Consider the following 18,165-nt stretch of genomic DNA (forward strand, 5'->3'; position numbering starts at 1 on the left):
TAACTTTGTTCATAAAGTACTTTAACAGCTTCTGCCCGGCAACATCCTGTATATTGAATTGAATTAAATTTATGCCCTGCCAACTAAATATTTCATACCCTCGAACGCTGCTAACACAATGGGTCTTACCTTGTCCTCAGCTAACGGCTCTCCTGTAACTAACAGACGGTAAAATATTGGACCGTAAAGCAGATCAATACTAGAATCTACATCCAGCTCTGCACTCAGCTCACCGCGTTCGATCCCCTTCCTCAATATTCCTGCGGCTTCCGCGCGTCGAGGCTTAACATAGTATTGCCTAAATACTTCGCTCAGTGTTGAATTCCCCTGTCCATGCCCAATCAGCTCAGAGATCACTTTTCCTTCCTTGCCCGCCATATATAATAATAGGTTCATCGCATGAATTAATATATCTTCCTTAACCGATCCTGTATCCGGTACAGGCAGTCTGCTAGCCGCTCCCTTAAAAAAACTATCCGCAGCAACAGCAGCTTTATTAGGCCACCATTTGTATATGGTGACTTTACTCACTCCTGCTTTCTCAGCGATTTTTTCAATCGTTACCTCTTCAAATCCACTTTCAAGCAGCAGATCATAAGCCGCAGTCAATATGGAATGCTCAATCGTCACATCTCTTGGGCGTCCCTTCTTCGCCAATCCAATCCCCCCGTTCAATCCTTTGTTCTTTGTTCCAGTATAAATGAAAAATTGGGTATTTACAAAACGCTGCGTTCAGTATATATTTTGTTCAACGATTAAGTGAACGATGCGTTTACTTAATCTAAGCATGTTAAAGGAGAGAATGATGATGAATGAGGACGTTATTATTAAACAAAGCAAGCTTTCTACTGCGATGATGATTCTTTTCGCAGCCGCATGCGGTCTGATTGTCGCTAATCTATACTATTCTCAAACTCTTGTAGGTCCCATCAGTACAGAACTGGGCCTATCCACTGAAGCTGCTGGACTCATCGTAACTTTAACCCAAATAGGCTATGTGGCCGGGCTGTTATTCATTGTTCCTCTAAGCGACAAGCTTGAGAACCGCCGTCTTATGATCTCTGTTCTCTCTATTGTAGTCGTTGCACTCATCGTAGCAGCCGTTTCTAAGCAATCCCCTTTGTTTTTGACAGCAACCTTTTTCATCGGAACGGGTTCCGTCGTTGCACAAATTCTTGTCCCTCTTGCAGCACACTTGTCCAGTGAACAAGAACGCGGCCGTGTGGTAGGCAACGTCATGAGTGGGCTTTTACTCGGGATCATGCTGGCCCGGCCTGTCGCAAGCTTCATTACAGACATCTGGGGATGGCGGATGATTTATGTTCTGTCTGCTGTGCTCATGACTCTATTGACCATTTGGCTCTCGCGTTCTTTACCCCGCAGAACACCAGAAAATAAATTAACCTATCTCAGCCTTGTCGCCTCTTTAATTCAATTATTCAGAAAGTATCCGATATTGAGACGGCGCGCATTCTATCAAGCCTGCTTATTTGGAGCTTTCAGTCTCTTCTGGACCGTCGTCCCTCTCAGACTCGCAAATGACTTCGGATTTACACAAGGCGGTATTGCTTTATTCGCCTTGGTGGGTGTTGCAGGAGCAATAGCCGCTCCTCTTGCTGGAAGATTAGCCGATAAAGGGCTAACTAAGAACCTGACTCTCACGGCACTCTTAACCGCAACGGGTTCCTTTCTACTCATTGCCTTGCTCCATGATCATTCTTACGTCGCACTCGTGCTGCTATTCATCTCAGCCATCACACTGGATATGGCTGTGTCCGGCAACCTGGTTGTCAGCCAAAGGATCATATACTCTCTCGGAAATGAAGCAAGTGGGAGATTGAACGGAATATTCATGGCTATCTTCTTCATTGGCGGGGCAGCCGGTTCATTCCTTGGCGGTCTAACCTATGCATTCGGCGGCTGGATATGGAGTGCGTGGCTTGGTGTTCTGTTACCGTTGTTTGCATTCCTTTATTTCCTGACAGAATATAAACAGCAACATAAGCGTTGATTCCATCATCGATTCACGAATCTACATTTAAAAACAAGAAACTCTAATTAACCAAGTTTCTATTTTTCCAAGCATATAACACCTGTATGATGAATTAAAGATAAGAGAAAGCCCCGATGACTACATTCATCTGAATGCATCCTACTCATCTGATTATGGAAGGAAAGGAGGCAACATTACTTGAAATCGATTGTACAGCTGCTCCATTTTGGATATCATCAGGCGATGAGCTGTATCTTCCCTGTCGCGATCTTTGCAACGCTGGCCATAACCAGTGTTATTGAGATTCCTTTCCTCTACCGGTACGACGCCATTCTATTGATATTGCTCGCTGTGCAATTTTTCATGTACCGCAGCGGACTGGAAACGATGGACGAGATCAAGGTCATCTGTGTATTTCACGTCATTGGCTTAGTACTGGAGCTGTATAAGGTATGGATGGGATCGTGGTCCTATCCCGAGCCTGGATATACGAAGATCTTCGGTGTTCCTCTCTACAGTGGATTCATGTATGCAAGTGTAGCCAGCTTTATGTGTCAAATATGGCGGAGACTGCGAATGGACATGACAGGATGGCCGGGAACGCTGTCGTCGATGCTGCTAGGGGGAGCCATATATCTTAATTTCTTCACACATCATTTCATCCCCGACTTTCGCTGGTGGCTGACTCTGCTTGTGTTCATTGTGTTCTGGAAGACATGGATCATCTATCGGGTACGGGCTAAAACCTACCGAATGCCTTTGACGGTTGCCTTCCTTATTGTGGGCTTCTTCATCTGGACAGCGGAAAATATAGCAACGTTCTTCAATGGATGGAAGTACCCTGATCAGCATGACACCTGGCAGCTTGTGAGCTTCAGCAAGATCAGCTCCTGGTTTCTCCTTGTGATTATCAGCGTCATCATTGTGGCTCAGCTGAAATATGTAAAAGCAAATCGGAACATAAGAAAATCATAAAAAACGGAGCAGGGTCTAATCCCGCTCCGTTAAGTGCTCCGTATCATTTTCAATTGTTGTTTGCCATTGGCCAATGATATTCTCCAATTTATGAATGCCTGTATAAGAAGCCGGGAACTTATTATTCTTATTCGTCCATTCTAAGTCTTTCAAGATATGATATACGATATTAATAACCCCGCCATGAGTTACCACAAGAATGTTCTCCATATGCTGCTTGGATTGTTCTTCGCATAAGGAATTGAAGGTCTCTTGAATTCGCATGTGAAATTCCATTGGGCTCTCACCGCCAGGATACCTCTCATCCATTTTTAAGCTCGAAAAATACAGCCCTGGATATCGTTCGTTGACGATTTCATGAGGCATTCCGGCAATAACTCCATTATTCATTTCTCTCCAATCCATGCTGCTTTCGACGGACAAATTCAGATCCTTAGCCAGTTCATTCGCCGTATCCAGTGCTCTCTGCAAATCACTGCTAACGATCCGATGGATTGGATGAGTGCTCTTGTTATCTTTTAAATACCTGCCCAGTTTCTCTGATTGCCTATAGCCTTCAACATTCAGACCTCGTTGACTCCAGCCCCCTCGAAATCCTTCATCATCGGCACCATGCCTTACAAAATAGATCGCCATTGTTCTTCCCCCTAATTTCAACGTGGTTAGGTTAGTTATTCTTTCAAGCAAGCTAAAATTGAACACCAACTATACTAACACATATGGAAGAAATTAACTTATATTTATGCAATAACCTTAGTTCCTCTCTTTGTTAGTAATTTTCCAAATCTGTTTCTATATCTTGAATTAAAGGATCGATGTCCAATACTGCAGAATCTTCATTATTAAAGAAAATTGAAGGTTTAATGCTATCCTCTTTGATTCGGGGCAGAAACTCATCAATGAACTCCGTTAGGTCCATTGCCTTGCTCTTATAATTTTTCCAATCCTCAATGGCACATGCCTCTGCAAATTCTCTTCTAGGCCAAAAGGGAAGTAACAAATTTCCGTTTAAGTCCGTTGTTACAGCCCATCCATTATCGTACAGCCCCCATACTTCTTCATAATCAGCGATTTTCTTAATAAAATATTCGTATCGCTTTTTTGCAGGTAATTTGAATACCGCTTCAAACTCTTTATTGTTCATATGGCCTCCAAACTTTTTACATATAGAAATTTTAACTTTTCCTCATTTCATACGTTTTGTATAGAAAGGAGTGATCAACTTGTTTTTCTTTATATGGTTTTTCCTTATTGGTATTCTGGCACTTGTCATGGGGATTCGAGCCTTAAGAAAACCTAATTCTTGGCCATTCAATAGATTTGTCGATCAATATGGCGAAACTGATCTGATTAAAGTGAAATTTAGGGGGATTTTTCTTCTTGCTTATGGCGTAGTTTTTACTATCTTATCTTTTCAGCAGCTTATTTAATATCATGATATTTCGGTGCACGGATTGCAAGGTAACTTCCTTCATAATCCCATATATTGAAGCTTGAGAGGAGGATACCGGTGAATGGATTGGCTTAAGCATATGAATAATGCAATGGAATATATCGAAGCACACTTAACTGAAGAAATTAATTATAATCATGCAGCAAAAATAGCTTGTTGTTCCACTTATCATTTTCAGCGAATGTTTTCATTTATAACCGGTGTACCGCTATCGGAATATATCCGACGGAGACGGTTAACCCTGGCTGCATTTGACCTACAGCAGAGTCACGCCAAAGTCATCGACACCGCACTGAAGTATGGTTATGAATCACCCGAAGCATTTTCCAGAGCGTTCAAGAAAATGCACGGTGTCATGCCCACTTCAGCACGTGAAAAAGGAATTGCACTAAAGGCCTATCCACGGTTATCCTTTCATATTTCAATTCGGGGAGATGTGGAGATGAACTACAGAATTGAGGAAAAAAAGGCATTTGAAATGTTTGGGGTTACGACTGTAGTGAATACAGAGGAAGATTTTTTGGAGCAGCCATTTGTGGAAATCCCCGAATTTTGGACCCGATGTGTTTCTGATGGGACCGTTAATCGGATCCGTAGTGCTGCGGGGTTGGGAGAGAACGGACAGCTTCATTCCGTCTTGTATAACCATCAAGCAGAGAGATTCAACTATATGATCGGTTATTTAATGCCCGGCAGTGGTTTACCTGAGAGATTTGAACAGCTCCATATTCCACCACAGACTTATGCCATCTTCTCCACGGGTTTATTCCTGGATGGACAGAGTGGTATCCATGAATTATGGAGACGAATCTGGGGCGAATGGTTTCCGAGCTCTAATTATGAATTTGCAAACGGTCCTGAATTTGAGATGACCTACGATCGCGGCAACCGCTTATATGAGATTGAGGTGTGGATTCCTGTAGTGAAGAAGCCCGGCGCTTAGTAAAAGAGAGCAGCACCAGTGACTGTCACGGTGTGCTGCTCTCTATTTTTGTCCCCAACACAACCATCAACTAAATTGCCTGCGAACTCCTTCTAATTGCTGACACAACTGCTCAAAGCTATCTGCTGCCGTTTGATGAGCTGTGTCGATAACGATGCGGTCTCGTCCCCAAGCGTCATACTCCCGATGTATGACCTGCTCCCACGTTGGAAGAACAAGACCCGGAATATCTACTGCACGCGTTTCGACTCGCTGCCTATGTTCATTTTCGTCAGAGCAGACTACTTCAATTTCTACAAAAGGAGCTTTAACCGATTCAGCTGCATTGCGCCAAGCTTCGCGTGTGATTGGAATCGGATTCACCGTATCTGCAATGACGTCGAGACCAAGCCTGAGATTCTGGGAGGCCAAGGCATAACACACAATGTAGCCTTCCGGTCCATCCACCTTCGCTCCAGCATCCCGCATAGCCTGCTCTACAACATCCACCCGGAGATACACTGCACGTAACTCACGAGCCAGCATGGAAGACAACGTCGACTTCCCGGTAGCTGGCAAACCACTAAATATATATAGCAACAAACCCACCTCCTAATAAATGAATCCTTTCTGACAATGAAATGAATTGATATCTCTTATTCAATCATTAAAACATAATTTACCTCTCTCGTCTTTTCTCTCCATGCTCTAATGCAGATGTTTTTCTTTTGCTGCAGCAGACATATGATTCATCCATCGACTACCCCAGCTTCAACAACCGCAGCTCTGCATAAAACCCATGACAGAAGTACATTTATTACGAATTAAGTATTTTATTTAAAATACTACCTTGACTGTCAAAGTACTTTGATGTACTATACAGTTAACGGAGGAGATAAATATGAGTAAGAACAAGATTACTTCAGATTTACTTCGCGGACACACAGATACCATGATATTGCGACTATTATCCGAAGCTGACCGTTATGGCTATGAGATCGTCAAGATGATTGCCGAGCGCTCGGAAGGCGAGTATGAATTAAAGGAAGCGACAATGTATTCAAGCGTCCGGCGACTAGAGAATGATGGAGAGGTAGAGTGGTACTGGGGTGACGAATCTCAGGGTGGAAGACGTAAATATTTCCGAATTACCGAGAAAGGCAAGGCCATCTATGTCCGCAACAAAGACAACTGGGAATATGCCAAGCGTGTGCTTGAAAACTTATTATAAGGAGATGAATGTTATGAATGAGAAGCTGACGAGTTACTTGAACAGTGTGTTTGCACCCTATGATGGAGTGAAGAGCGTTACCGAATTAAAGAGCGATCTGCTCTTCGATCTGGAGGAGCGTTACCGTGAACTAAAGGCTGAGGGCAAGGATGATGAAACTGCCTTTGCGCTGACCATTGACAGCATTGGAGATATTGAACAAACCGTGATCGAGGTGGCTAACCTCTCCCGCTCGCTGCAGCGGCAGGTAGTGACCAACTTAAAGGCGAGCAACCTGCCTCAGAGCGATTTTGCCGGCGTCACCGCCCACAAAGGAAATTTCTCATCAAGCGTTCTGCAAGGATCTGACTTCACGAATGCAGATTTGGCCGGCAGCTCGTTTCATTCTAGCAATGTACGCGATGCGATATTTGACGGAGCAAACCTTACAGACTGTAACTTTTCCACACTTGATCTTGCGAATGGCCGCTTCCATAAATCGATCCTTGTACGTACCAACTTCAGCAAGTCGTGGCTGGCTGGTGCCAAATTCTTAAATACAAGACTGATGGACGTCAATCTGAGTATGGCCTACCTTAGAGAAACTACTTTCCAAAATTGTATCTTCGACGGAGCGGACTTCAGTAAATCGGATCTGGGAGGCATGTGCTTTGACGGGCAAACGTTTATCGGCGTTAAATTTGACAAAGCGGGGCTGCACGAGGTCTCGTTCAAGGGCGCTACACTGAGGAATGTGTCATTCCAAGGGTTCCCGCTGTCCAAGAAGTATTACCGAGCCATCAAAACGATCAATTTCGAAGGTGCAGTCATGGATAAACTGACTTACGCATCGCTTAAAGGCCTAGAAGCCGATTTGTCCAAAGTGACAGTTCGATAAATAAGGAGGAGAAAACGTATGAGCAGCATATCTATTAAGGTTACAGGTCTTCAAAAATCCTACAAGCAGCATCAAGTCCTAAAGGGGGTAGATTTTGAGGTTGAAAAGGGCAGCATCTTTGCCCTGCTCGGCTCCAACGGGGCTGGTAAAACAACAACGGTCAGAATTCTCACAACACTGCTTAATCAAGACAGCGGAACCGCGAAGGTGAACGGATTCGATGTAGCTGCTAATCCTGATAAGGTACGCCAGTCAATCAGTCTAACCGGACAATTTGCCGCCGTGGATGAAATTTTGACCGGACGAGAAAATCTGATTATGATCGCCAAGCTGCGATATCTCAAAAATCCACGCCAGGCAGCTGCTGAGCTGCTGACACGTTTTGGCCTGACCGATGCAGCCGACCGCAGAGTGTCTACGTATTCCGGTGGAATGCGGCGCAGACTGGACATCGCCCTGAGCCTTGTGGGAAATCCGGAGGTTATCTTCCTGGATGAACCAACCACCGGACTTGATCCGGAGGCGCGCATCGAAGTGTGGAAGACGGTAAAAGAATTGGCTGACGGAGGCAAGACGGTGCTGCTCACCACGCAATATCTGGAGGAGGCAGAACAGCTTGCCGACCGAATTGCCATATTGCACGAGGGCCGGATTATCGCGAGCGGTACGCTTGCCGAGCTTAAACAGCTATTCCCATCTGCAAAGGTGGAGTATGTCGAGAAACAGCCTTCACTCGAGGAAATCTTCCTCGCCATCGTCGGAACTAAGGGGGAAAAGTAAAATGGAAATGACAAAAAAGCACTTTTTCAGCGATATGGGTGTTATGCTTGGCCGTTCCATGCGGCATATTTTCCGAAGTATGGACACCATCATCACCGTCTGCATTACACCTATTGCCATGATGCTGCTGTTCGTTTATGTATTTGGCGGTGCAATCCAAACCGATACCGATAACTATGTTAACTATCTGCTGCCCGGCATCCTGCTGATTGCGATCGCCAGCGGTATATCTTATACGGCTTACCGTCTGTTCCTGGATAAGCAGCGAGGCATTATTGAGCGGTTTAACACGATGCCCATTTCCCGTTCCGCCTTACTCTGGGGGCATGTTCTAACCTCGGTCGTATCCAATGTTCTATCTGTTATCGTCATCATTCTTGTAGCGCTTATTATGGGTTTTCGCTCGCAGGCGGGTATACTCCCTTGGCTTGCAGTTGCCGGAATACTCATCTTGTTTACACTGGCTCTAACCTGGGTCGCGGTGATTGCCGGACTGTCCGCAAATTCAGTCGAAGGTGCAAGTGCCTTCTCCTATCCACTGATCTTCCTGCCATTCATTAGCTCGGCGTTTGTTCCCACCGATACGATGCCGACGGTTGTTCGCGCCTTCGCTGAGAATCAACCGGTGACTTCGATCGTCGAAACCATCCGTGCGTTATTGTCCGGTACACCCGTAGGCAACGATATCTGGGTTGCTCTTGCATGGTGTGTCGGGATTACCATCGTCTCCTACTTCTTTGCCATACGAGTTTACAAGAAACGAGTATAATTAGGATGCTTGAATAGTAAATGGAGCACTTGCCAATCCGGCAAGTGCTCCTTTTTATTATATGAATATGACAGTCATCGAACCATGTGTATCCTATATTATGTCAGTCATCATAACGTAAAGTAAAGACTAGCGCCCACTCTGTCTCGCCTAAGGATTCCTGTGTCAGATCCATCATATATATTTCATTGGTGCTTGTCGCTTGCATTGCGAATACATAAATTGGCTGATCGAAAGTATACGATTGTGGTTCTGTATGATCCACCAGCCCCTTTGTGGCCAATTCGGTATCCAACTCAATATTGAAGGTGGATAGACTCGATCCCGAGTTGCTAGCGTTGTTCACTTTAATAATAGCCGTTTCTTTATCTTTCTCTATTCGCAACGATTCAATTGAAATTATGATCTCTGTTTCTTTAATACTCTGTCCATCCAGACTGGAAAACAAATGCCCCACTGATCCTATCGTCTCCACCTTCTGGCCCTTCTCCCAGATGTCTATATCCAGACGGACATTCGGCTTCTCCCCCTCATACTCTAATTTAAAAGCGCCAGACATCATCCCAAGGAAAGGTCTTAACTTTCTCACTTCTCCTTGGGACAGATCAACCGGAGTCAGATGTATGCTCGTAGTGTTCGGAATCTCGGGTAAAGGCTCATTTTTCTCACTTATACACCCTGTCAGAACGACTATGCAGATCAGAATCCACCATCGAAGCCGCAAATACTCACCTTCTTCTTTTTTTATTCATCGCTCCTATATGTATGTTCTAATTCCATTATAAAGGGTCCATTGCCCATAAGATTCCAATTTTATCATTATCTAAAGCGATAACACCTGTATCTATCGTATTCCATTTAGATTTGCTTATGGTTGCCCAAGAGTAGAGCTTAAGAAGCTCACCGTTCGAGTCAAAATGTCCATTTGTATAAAACATCACTTCTGGCTGAAATTGATCTACAAAATAGGCACTTAACTTCTCAGCCCATGGCTTACTCGGTAAATCAATATTGTGAGTCATATTTGTAGAAATGGCGTAAGTAAGAATTTTTGCTGCATAAGCCTTCCCGATGTGTCTGAAATTCCATACATTCTCGCCATTATGTCCCATCTGCTCTATGAACGATTCCAGTATACGATCTTTCTCCAGTTTACTTCTTAGTTCATAACCGTATGTGACTTTGCCTCCATCTCTTTTTGCTAATAGACGACGGAATTCCTCTTCACTTTGTATCATTTTGGGCTGGCCCTCTCAATCTGTACAATGTATTAACATAGCTTCTCGCTCTTTCCGAACTTTTGTAGCCTCAGTGCCCAACACGATGTGCTTCAATATCAATGATTTGATACACCGAGATGACTATAAGAAATAGGGACATGATGACAATGGAGATACCTACCCAGCGAAGAAGCACTGAATTTTCGTCCTCTTTGTTTGATCTTACAATAAGAAATACTCCAACTGCTAACAGTAGTGCAGCGACAACAAATATCAAGCAACCTCCCCCTCCTGGTGCGACACTGCTCATTGGCGTATGCTAGCCGTAAGCGCACAATTTCATCATTGCACCGTCAAACATGATTTCCAAAGTCACCGTTATGTGCTTAATGCTGCGATTCTCTATACCAAGCAAGCGCAAGCTGCTCCATTTCTGTTACATAAGCTTTTTTAGCCGGGCTGTACTCACTTGTATGCTCATAGCGCTGAACCAGTTCCTCTTTAAATCTGCCGTATCTTTCTGCTTCCTCAGGATGACTTCTCAAATAGTCTCTAAATATAAGATGCCTATCTATATGCGAATTGCCTGATTCGTAAAAGTGAATATGATGGGTTCTATGCTCTCCGCCCTTGCGAAACAGTCTTCTCCCCGGAATTCCCCATTCCCCGGCAACATCATATCCTAGCGAGAGCATGGTATCATTGAAGCGGTCAACTCGATCAATCTGATTTACGATACAGATCATATCAATTACAGGCTTGGCCATTAAACCGGGAACTGCGGTGCTTCCAAAATGCTCAATGTTTATAATCTCACCCTTGAATATTGTCATTAGAAAGTCGGCCTCTTCTTGAAACAGCCTGCTCCATGCCTCGTCGTAATCACTCAGTCTCACTTTCATACCATCACTCCTCAAGATAATCAGAGTACTTATAAGCTGAAAGATAACACTCGCTGCTTCTCTTCATCAAAGAGATAATCGTACTTTTTAGTCTTAATCCATAAAATTAAATTCTGAATTTGATAATGATTATCTTTATAACGACTCAAAAAATCCAAAGCAAGAATCAAATCATCACTTGCCCACTTTCGTTTTCTGTTCACCATCTTCTTAACCCGATTACAAACCGCATCTATAGCTCTCTCGTCACCATGATGATGAATAGCAGTCACAGCATAGGATTTCACAGCAGGTGAAGGGTCCTTTAAGGCTTCAATAAAGATCGGAAGATGCGAAGAATCTCCCAGCGCATCCAGTGCGCGAATTACTGCACTTCTTACCTCACCCTGATCGTGCTCCAATCGAGTGAGGAGATGAGGAATCGATCTGGCAGAGCCTGCCTCACACAAGGAGGCCATTGCATAGCAGAGATCGTTCACATCGCTCGAGTTCATTATTACTCCCAGTAGAGCTGTCTCGCTGGCTTCACAATTGCATTTTTTCAATGCCATCATTGCTGAGTGCCGTACAAGCCAGCGATCATCTTGAATCCATTTGATAATAGGTGTACATTCCGGAACCTTATCCTGTTCAGCGATTTGATCAAGTATTGAGCTCAAAGTATACTTGTTTGTTTCCATATCAAGCTGTTCTATTAAAATATCAACAACACGGCTATCACCCGTATTTGATCCGATTTTACCAAGCATAAAATATATATTACGTTTGAAACTCTCTTCTTTGCTGTTTTCTTCTAACAAACGATGGAGAAATGGGATCACAGCTGTATCCGTTAAGCCTTCAGCAGTTCGGGTTGCATTCCAAGCTGGGGTTCCCTCATTAGTCCAACTTCTCTCATCTTCCCTATACATTAATTCCTGGCCTGACATTTGATATAACAGTTCAAGCAATTGTTGATTGTTCATGATGCAAGCTCCTGGTTCTGATCGATATATGATGTTTCAATTATACCAGGTCCTCCTTGTTTACCTATGTTTGCCCCCTCTTCTTTTCTTCAAAAAGATCATCGCTGCTACCGCCAATATAACAACCAGTATGCCGCCGATAAACTTCTCCATGTCATAGTCTTTGTTTGATATTCGACTCATCTCATCTGCAAGATTGACTTCATTTCCTGCCTTTCTCCCCTGGCCCAAAAATTTCAGATCCTGCTCTGCTTGCGATATTTCTGCTGTACGGCTGCATAGGCTTGTGTAGAGATCGCTATTCTCAACTCTGTAGCTGTACACAAGATAGGTGCTCCCTGCTTCAAAATTGATGCCGCAAGAATTCTCCTCCCCCTCGTCGTATACAATGATTTGTTACCTGTATATACTGCTTCAGCATGCTCATAAGCTTCATTTGGTTCAAAGCTTACACAGTTACAGGCAAAAGCCTTGTCCGCATGGAAAACTCCATAAAAATTTATCAATAGCGCAGCTGCGATGATAGCAATTACACACTTCTTCACTCTATCAGCTCCATTAATTTCTAAATATTCCATCTTCGTTATATAGACGATAATCAGATATGAAAGGTTTCGTTCCATTCCTGTTATAATCTGCTCTTTTGCATTAAAAAAAGAGGAACCGGCATACTGCCGATTCCTCAATTCTATTTGGGTATTTTTGCATCATTAGTTCTAGCTAATCTATACAAGCTCCCTATTTAATAACAACATAGTCCAAATTCACAAGCTTCGCATAGGTTATGATCTGATCGGTGGTCAGGTTCAAGGATACAACGGTATGGTGGCCGCCGCCGTTCTCAATCCACGCTTTGACGCCATCCTGGAAGTTCGGCTTCACATTCCACAGCACACGGGCAACAGGAAGCTTAGGAGCAGGTGTTGTTGGCTCGAACAAAGATACTTCGTTAATGAGCAGCTTGTAATGTGTGCCAAAGTCAGCCATCGATACGACAACACCTTCTCCTGCCTTGCCATCGAACACAAGACGTGCTGGATCTTCGCGATCGCCGATACCCAGTGGAGAAACGACAACTTTAGGCTTGTTAACCGCCAGTGTTGGATCTACCTCAAGCATGTGGGATTGAAGGATGGATTCCTGACCTGCCGCGAGCTCATAAGTGTAGTCTTCCATAAAGCCGGTAGACTCGTTATGGCTCATGACTTTGAGCAGACGATCCAAGGCTGCTGTCTTCCAGTCGCCTTCACCCGCAAAGCCATAGCCTTGGGCCATCAGGCGCTGTACCGCAAGACCCGGAAGCTGCTTCATGCCATGCAGATCCTCGAAGTTCGAAGTAAAGGCATTGTAGCCCCCTTGATCGAGGAAACGCTTAAGGGCAATCTCATAGCTCGCTTGGACTTTGACACTGGCTTCCCAATCTTCCTTGCTGTAAGTGCCATAATCAAACTCGTACAGCTCCGCATATTCACTAAACAAATCATTGATTTCTTCTTCAGTCACCTCATTGACCACTTGAACAAGGTCGCCGATGCCAAAGTAGTCCACTGTCCATCCAAATTGGATTTGAGCCTCTACCTTATCCCCTTCTGTAACGCCAACGTTACGCATGTTATCGCCAAAGCGGGCTACTCTGATGTTGAAGCTCTCGTTATAAGCAACAGCGACGTCCATCCAATCTGCAATTTGCTGCTGCACTTCCGGACGCTCCCAGTAGCCAACTACGATTTTATTCTGCTTGTTCAGCCGTGCATTGATGAATCCATACTCGCGGTCCCCATGCGCCGCCTGGTTCAAGTTCATGAAGTCCATATCAATGGTTGCCCAAGGGATGCTCTCGTTATATTGTGTAGCCAAGTGAAGCAAAGGCTTTTGCAGCAGCTTCGTTCCACGAATCCACATTTTTGCAGGTGAGAACGTATGCATCCAGGTAATTACACCGGCAACCTCATCACGATAGTTGACTTCCTTCATAATGCTTGTAATCTTGTCTGCGCTGACTGCGAGATCCTGCAGTACAAGCGGATAAGGCAGTACGCCGCTGTTATTCAGGGCATCTGTCATTTCCTGTGCGTGTGCTTTCACTTCGGCTAGAGCTTCTTCTCCATACAAATGCTGCGAACCTACGACAAACCAGAATTGTTTTGCTGCTGACATATGTTCATCCTCTTTTCTATAAGATGTAATTTATAATTTCGGGTTCTGCCCCTGCTTTACTTCTGTCCGTAATAAGCGTCTTTACCGTGCTTGCGCAAATAGTGCTTGTCAAGAATACGCTGTGGCAGCTCTGGTGCGAAACGGTTTAATTCTCTGGCAAACAGATTCATCTTCGATACTTCCTCCAGCACGACACTGTTCATCACCGCGGACTTGGCATCCTTGCCCCAAGTAAAAGGTCCATGTCCCTGGAGCAATACACCAGGGATCGACATGATATCAATACCACGCTGCTCGAAGGTTTCGATAATGACGCGACCTGTCTCTGCCTCGTAACCACGATCCACTTCCTCCTGGGTCAAGAAACGCGCACATGGAATCGATCCATAAAAAGTATCCGCATGAGTTGTTCCCATCACAGGTACATCAAGTCCAGCCTGAGCCCAGACCGTTGCCCACATGGAATGCGTGTGTACGATGCCGCCGATCTCTGCATAGTGCTTATATAGCACGGCATGTGTCGGTGTATCAGAAGAAGGTCTCAGTTCTCCCTCAACCACATTGCCATCCAGATCCACAACGACCATATCGCTGGCCTTCATCGTTTCATAGCTGACACCGCTCGGTTTGATGACGAATAATCCGCTCTCCCGATCAATTGCACTAACATTACCCCATGTATATTTAATAAGACCTTGTTTCGGCAAATCGAGGTTCGCCTGGAACACTTCTTCTTTCAGTTGTTCTAACACCTTGGTCCCTCCTATTTCACACTAAATTGTCTACAGCAGCCTGCTCAATGACAAGCCCCTTCTTGTATCGCTCGATAAAGACCTCAAAGCCCTTCACATCCGCTGCATCCGGACGAATCTCTTCTTCTTCCACATCGCTGAATACTTTCTCATCCAGGAAATTCTCCAGACTCTCTTCACCGTTCTTGTTCAGGAGGTATGAAGCGAGAACCGCCATCCCCCAAGCTCCACCTTCTCCGGCCGTCGATGTAACCGATACGGGCACGTTAAGTGCGGCTGCCATCATTTTCTGGCCGACAACCGGCGTCTTGAACAATCCGCCATGAGCCAGGATGCTGTCGATCGCAACATTCTCTTCCTTCGTCAAGATGTCCATCCCGATTTTTAGAGCGCCAAATGCAGTGAACAGATGGACTCTCATGAAGTTGGCGAGATTAAATTTGCTCTCCGGGGAACGTACGAACAGCGGGCGTCCCTCTTCAAGACCTGTAATATTTTCACCGGAATAATAGCCGTAGCTCAGCAAGCCTCCACCGTCAGGATCAGCCTCCAGCGCTTTGTTCAGCAGCACGCTGTACAGCTTCTCTGTATCCATCTTTTGCCCGGCTGCTTCAGAGAACTCACGGAACAATCCGAGCCATGCGTTGAGGTCACTTGAACAGTTGTTCGCATGAACCATACCCACTGGACTGCCGTTTGGCGTTGTAACCATATCGATCTCCGGGTAAACCTTGGACAGCTCCTTCTCCAGGACGATCATGGCAAAAACAGATGTGCCTACCGAGACATTACCCGTACGCTTTCTTACACTGTTCGTCGCCACCATCCCTGTACCCGCGTCCCCTTCCGGTGGACACAAAGGAATGCCTGGCTGTAAATCTAGTGTTGGGTCCAAAATCTTGGCGCCCGCTTCGGACAGCGCGCCTGCTGCTTCGCCTGCAGAATATACCTTAGGCAGCAGGTCACTTACCTTCCACGGATATCCTTTATCTGCAACCAGCTCATTAAACTGCTGGATCATGGATTCGTTATAATTTTGCGTAGATTCATCGATGGGGAACATGCCTGACGCATCCCCGATGCCAAGTGCTTTCTTTCCTGTGAGCAGCCAGTGTATATAGCCGGCCAATGTTGTTACAAATCGAATCTGAGGCACATGCTCTTCCTCATTTAATATCGCTTGATAGAGGTGAGCAATGCTCCAGCGTTCAGGAATATTGAACTTGAATTCTTCCGTCAATGCTCTCGCCGCAGCACCTGTTGTTGCATTGCGCCAGGTCCGAAACGGAACGAGCAGTTTATCTGAATCGTCAAAAGCCATATATCCGTGCATCATTGCAGAGAAGCCGATCGAACCGACCGTTTGGAGGGTGATTCCGTAATTTCGTTCAACCTCCTGCTTCATCTCGCGGTAAGCCTCTTGCAGACCTGTAATAATATCGTCCAGGCTGTACGTCCAAAAACCATCCTTCAGCTGATTCTCCCACTCGTAGCTTCCAGAAGCGATCGTTTGAAACCGTCCATCAATAAGAACAGCCTTGATCCGTGTGGATCCAAACTCAATACCAAGCGACGTTTCTCCCTTAGCAATCGCTTGTTCGATGCTTACTTGACTCGACATTACCTTGATCACCTCTCTGGCAGCGCTTCATTATTAGATCATTGTAAGAAGGCGCTTTCTAAATTGACAGGTATAGTATATTTTTTGTACGTACATTTGTCAATATTATTAGTTATATATACATACAAATATGGACATAATATATTTTTGTGCTTTCTTCTAAATCGGTCATATAAAAAGCTTTATCGAAGCGTTCTGGCATGAGTTTAAAAATATAGTGATACCTTGCTAGTTCTACCTAAATACAGCGCACGGTAATTTAAAATAGGGCCTTCTCTTTATTTATTTCACATTCATGCTATAATTTGTACATACAAATTTGACAAAAGAACGATTAACATAGCGAACAAGTGTGGAAGAAGGAGTTACATGAAACCAAAGTATCAAGTCATCATTGATGATATAAAGAGTAAAATACTATCCGGAGATTATAGCGTAGGAGAACAAATTCCTACGGAGTCTGCTCTGCAATCGATGTATGAGGTCAGCAGACAAACGGTTCGGAAGGCGATCCTGGAGCTATCTAACGAGGGTTTTTTGCGGAGTGAAAAGGGGTCCGGCACTTATGTCAGCAACCAATATCGGCTAAGAACAGGCGGGGGCTCTAGTAAAAAGACGATCGGTGTCATCACAACCTATATCTCCGACTACATCTTCCCCTCTATCATTCGCGGGATTGAGAGCAGACTGAACGAGGACAATTATTCACTCCTGCTGGCAAGCACCAACAATGATGTGGCACAGGAGAAAAAGGCGCTGGAGATGATGCTCTCCTACGGTGTGGACGGACTGATCATTGAGCCTACCAAGAGCAATCTGTACAACCCGAATATTGCATATTACCTGTCATTTAAGGAACAGGACATCCCCTTTATTATGATTAATGCCTATTACGAAGAGATTGATGTTCCTTTTATGTGCCTCGATGACGTGCAGTCCAGCTATCTTGCGACAAAAGAAATGATATCGAACGGACACACTCAGATCGGACTCATCTCCAAAATGGATGATTTGCAAGGAAAGTATCGGATGAAAGGCTATATCAAAGCACTTGGAGAAGCCAAATTACGCTTTCACCCAGAGCTCGTTATTTCCTTTGATACGGAGACGAAGCAGGCGCTATCGAGCAATCTAAAGGATTTTCTGGATGTGAATAGAGAAGTACTGACCGCTATCGTCTGCTATAACGACGAGGTTGGTCTTGAAGTGGTTCATGCGTGCAGACAATTGGGAATCTCAATTCCGGAGGAGCTATCCATCATTGGTCAGGACAACTCCTATATTGCCAAAAATGCGAATATCCAGTTAACGACGCTGACTCACCCTCAGGAAACGATGGGACGCGATGCTGCCGACTGGATCATTAGGAAATTGCAAGGCAAAAGAGACTTGCCGGACAGCACGTACTATCAGCCCGAGCTGGTTTACGGTGAGACCGTTCAGAAGAGATAAATGGTGAATATATGCATTAAAACAAGGCAGCCGTTACGGCTGCCTTGTTTTTTAAAGTTGGTATTCGGATGCTTACTATCTTCCAAATATGTCCAT

Annotated in this window: 22 protein-coding genes; 9 read left to right on the forward strand and 13 right to left on the reverse strand. The window is 44.8% G+C overall.

Going from position 1 to position 18,165, the window contains the following annotated elements; genetic code table 11:
- Positions 1-69: 69 nt before the first annotated feature.
- The gene (locus tag BK126_RS09040; protein ID WP_076312216.1) at positions 70-657 is read right to left on the reverse strand and encodes a TetR/AcrR family transcriptional regulator; all 588 of its coding nucleotides are present in this window, start codon (positions 655-657) and stop codon (positions 70-72) included.
- Positions 658-805: 148 nt separating this feature from the next.
- Between BK126_RS09040 and BK126_RS09045 the strand changes: the two genes are divergently transcribed.
- Positions 806-2,011, forward strand: a complete 1,206-nt coding sequence (locus BK126_RS09045; protein ID WP_076312217.1) for an MFS transporter — start codon at positions 806-808, stop codon at positions 2,009-2,011.
- Between the two features lie 180 nt (positions 2,012-2,191).
- A complete protein-coding gene (locus BK126_RS09050) occupies positions 2,192-2,968 on the forward strand; it encodes a DUF817 domain-containing protein (RefSeq protein ID WP_076312218.1) in 777 nt (258 codons plus the stop codon).
- Between the two features lie 15 nt (positions 2,969-2,983).
- Here the strand turns inward: BK126_RS09050 and BK126_RS09055 are convergent, their stop codons facing one another.
- Positions 2,984-3,604: a histidine phosphatase family protein gene (locus BK126_RS09055; RefSeq protein ID WP_076312219.1), complete on the reverse strand. Its 621-nt coding sequence runs from the start codon at positions 3,602-3,604 to the stop codon at positions 2,984-2,986.
- Positions 3,605-3,737: 133 nt separating this feature from the next.
- Positions 3,738-4,112 (reverse strand): DUF2750 domain-containing protein, encoded by a 375-nt coding sequence (locus BK126_RS09060; protein WP_076312220.1) that lies wholly within the window; start codon positions 4,110-4,112, stop codon positions 3,738-3,740.
- Between the two features lie 79 nt (positions 4,113-4,191).
- Between BK126_RS09060 and BK126_RS09065 the strand changes: the two genes are divergently transcribed.
- A complete protein-coding gene (locus tag BK126_RS09065) occupies positions 4,192-4,398 on the forward strand; it encodes a hypothetical protein (RefSeq protein ID WP_076312221.1) in 207 nt (68 codons plus the stop codon).
- An 84-nt stretch (positions 4,399-4,482) separates the two neighbouring features.
- Entirely contained in the window at positions 4,483-5,364 is an 882-nt protein-coding gene (locus BK126_RS09070) for an AraC family transcriptional regulator (RefSeq protein WP_076312222.1), read from the forward strand.
- Between the two features lie 66 nt (positions 5,365-5,430).
- On the opposite strand, the gene BK126_RS09075 is transcribed toward BK126_RS09070, so the two are convergent.
- Positions 5,431-5,943, reverse strand: a complete 513-nt coding sequence (locus tag BK126_RS09075; RefSeq protein ID WP_076312223.1) for a P-loop nucleotide/nucleoside kinase family protein — start codon at positions 5,941-5,943, stop codon at positions 5,431-5,433.
- 301 nt (positions 5,944-6,244) lie between these two features.
- On the opposite strand from BK126_RS09075, the gene BK126_RS09080 reads away from it, so the two are divergent.
- From BK126_RS09080 to BK126_RS09095, 4 genes are read left to right on the forward strand one after another with little or no spacing between them, the layout of a single operon-like run.
- Complete coding sequence (locus BK126_RS09080) at positions 6,245-6,574, forward strand: PadR family transcriptional regulator (RefSeq protein ID WP_076312224.1); 330 nt, start codon at positions 6,245-6,247, stop codon at positions 6,572-6,574.
- 13 nt (positions 6,575-6,587) lie between these two features.
- Positions 6,588-7,451, forward strand: a complete 864-nt coding sequence (locus tag BK126_RS09085; protein ID WP_076312225.1) for a pentapeptide repeat-containing protein — start codon at positions 6,588-6,590, stop codon at positions 7,449-7,451.
- An 18-nt stretch (positions 7,452-7,469) separates the two neighbouring features.
- Positions 7,470-8,231 (forward strand): ABC transporter ATP-binding protein, encoded by a 762-nt coding sequence (locus tag BK126_RS09090; RefSeq protein ID WP_076312226.1) that lies wholly within the window; start codon positions 7,470-7,472, stop codon positions 8,229-8,231.
- Position 8,232: 1 nt separating this feature from the next.
- Complete coding sequence (locus BK126_RS09095; RefSeq protein ID WP_076312227.1) at positions 8,233-9,000, forward strand: ABC transporter permease; 768 nt, start codon at positions 8,233-8,235, stop codon at positions 8,998-9,000.
- 103 nt (positions 9,001-9,103) lie between these two features.
- Here BK126_RS09095 and BK126_RS09100 read toward each other — a convergent pair whose 3' ends face one another.
- The 9 genes from BK126_RS09100 to BK126_RS09140 form a co-directional block, all read right to left on the reverse strand.
- A complete protein-coding gene (locus BK126_RS09100) occupies positions 9,104-9,724 on the reverse strand; it encodes a hypothetical protein (protein ID WP_076312228.1) in 621 nt (206 codons plus the stop codon).
- Between the two features lie 55 nt (positions 9,725-9,779).
- Positions 9,780-10,238: a hypothetical protein gene (locus BK126_RS09105; RefSeq protein ID WP_076312229.1), complete on the reverse strand. Its 459-nt coding sequence runs from the start codon at positions 10,236-10,238 to the stop codon at positions 9,780-9,782.
- 70 nt (positions 10,239-10,308) lie between these two features.
- Positions 10,309-10,497: a hypothetical protein gene (locus BK126_RS09110; protein ID WP_076312230.1), complete on the reverse strand. Its 189-nt coding sequence runs from the start codon at positions 10,495-10,497 to the stop codon at positions 10,309-10,311.
- Between the two features lie 109 nt (positions 10,498-10,606).
- Positions 10,607-11,122, reverse strand: coding sequence for a GrpB family protein (locus BK126_RS09115; RefSeq protein WP_076312231.1), 516 nt, complete (start codon positions 11,120-11,122; stop codon positions 10,607-10,609).
- 29 nt (positions 11,123-11,151) lie between these two features.
- Positions 11,152-12,087, reverse strand: coding sequence for a HEAT repeat domain-containing protein (locus BK126_RS09120; RefSeq protein ID WP_076312232.1), 936 nt, complete (start codon positions 12,085-12,087; stop codon positions 11,152-11,154).
- A gap of 60 nt (positions 12,088-12,147) precedes the next feature.
- Positions 12,148-12,411, reverse strand: a complete 264-nt coding sequence (locus BK126_RS29070) for a hypothetical protein (protein WP_143757696.1) — start codon at positions 12,409-12,411, stop codon at positions 12,148-12,150.
- A gap of 414 nt (positions 12,412-12,825) precedes the next feature.
- On the reverse strand, positions 12,826-14,244 hold the full coding sequence (gene araA, locus BK126_RS09130; RefSeq protein WP_076312234.1) for an L-arabinose isomerase: 1,419 nt from the start codon (positions 14,242-14,244) through the stop codon (positions 12,826-12,828).
- A 56-nt stretch (positions 14,245-14,300) separates the two neighbouring features.
- Entirely contained in the window at positions 14,301-14,996 is a 696-nt protein-coding gene (locus BK126_RS09135) for an L-ribulose-5-phosphate 4-epimerase (protein ID WP_047913373.1), read from the reverse strand.
- A gap of 16 nt (positions 14,997-15,012) precedes the next feature.
- On the reverse strand, positions 15,013-16,617 hold the full coding sequence (locus tag BK126_RS09140; protein WP_076312235.1) for a xylulokinase: 1,605 nt from the start codon (positions 16,615-16,617) through the stop codon (positions 15,013-15,015).
- Positions 16,618-16,986: 369 nt separating this feature from the next.
- Here BK126_RS09140 and BK126_RS09145 point away from each other — a divergent pair, with 369 nt between their 5' ends.
- Positions 16,987-18,069 (forward strand): GntR family transcriptional regulator, encoded by a 1,083-nt coding sequence (locus BK126_RS09145; RefSeq protein ID WP_076312236.1) that lies wholly within the window; start codon positions 16,987-16,989, stop codon positions 18,067-18,069.
- The last annotated feature ends 96 nt before the right edge of the window (positions 18,070-18,165 follow it).

This window comes from Paenibacillus sp. FSL H7-0326 (genome assembly GCF_001955535.1).
GTDB lineage: Bacteria > Bacillota > Bacilli > Paenibacillales > Paenibacillaceae > Paenibacillus > Paenibacillus shunpengii.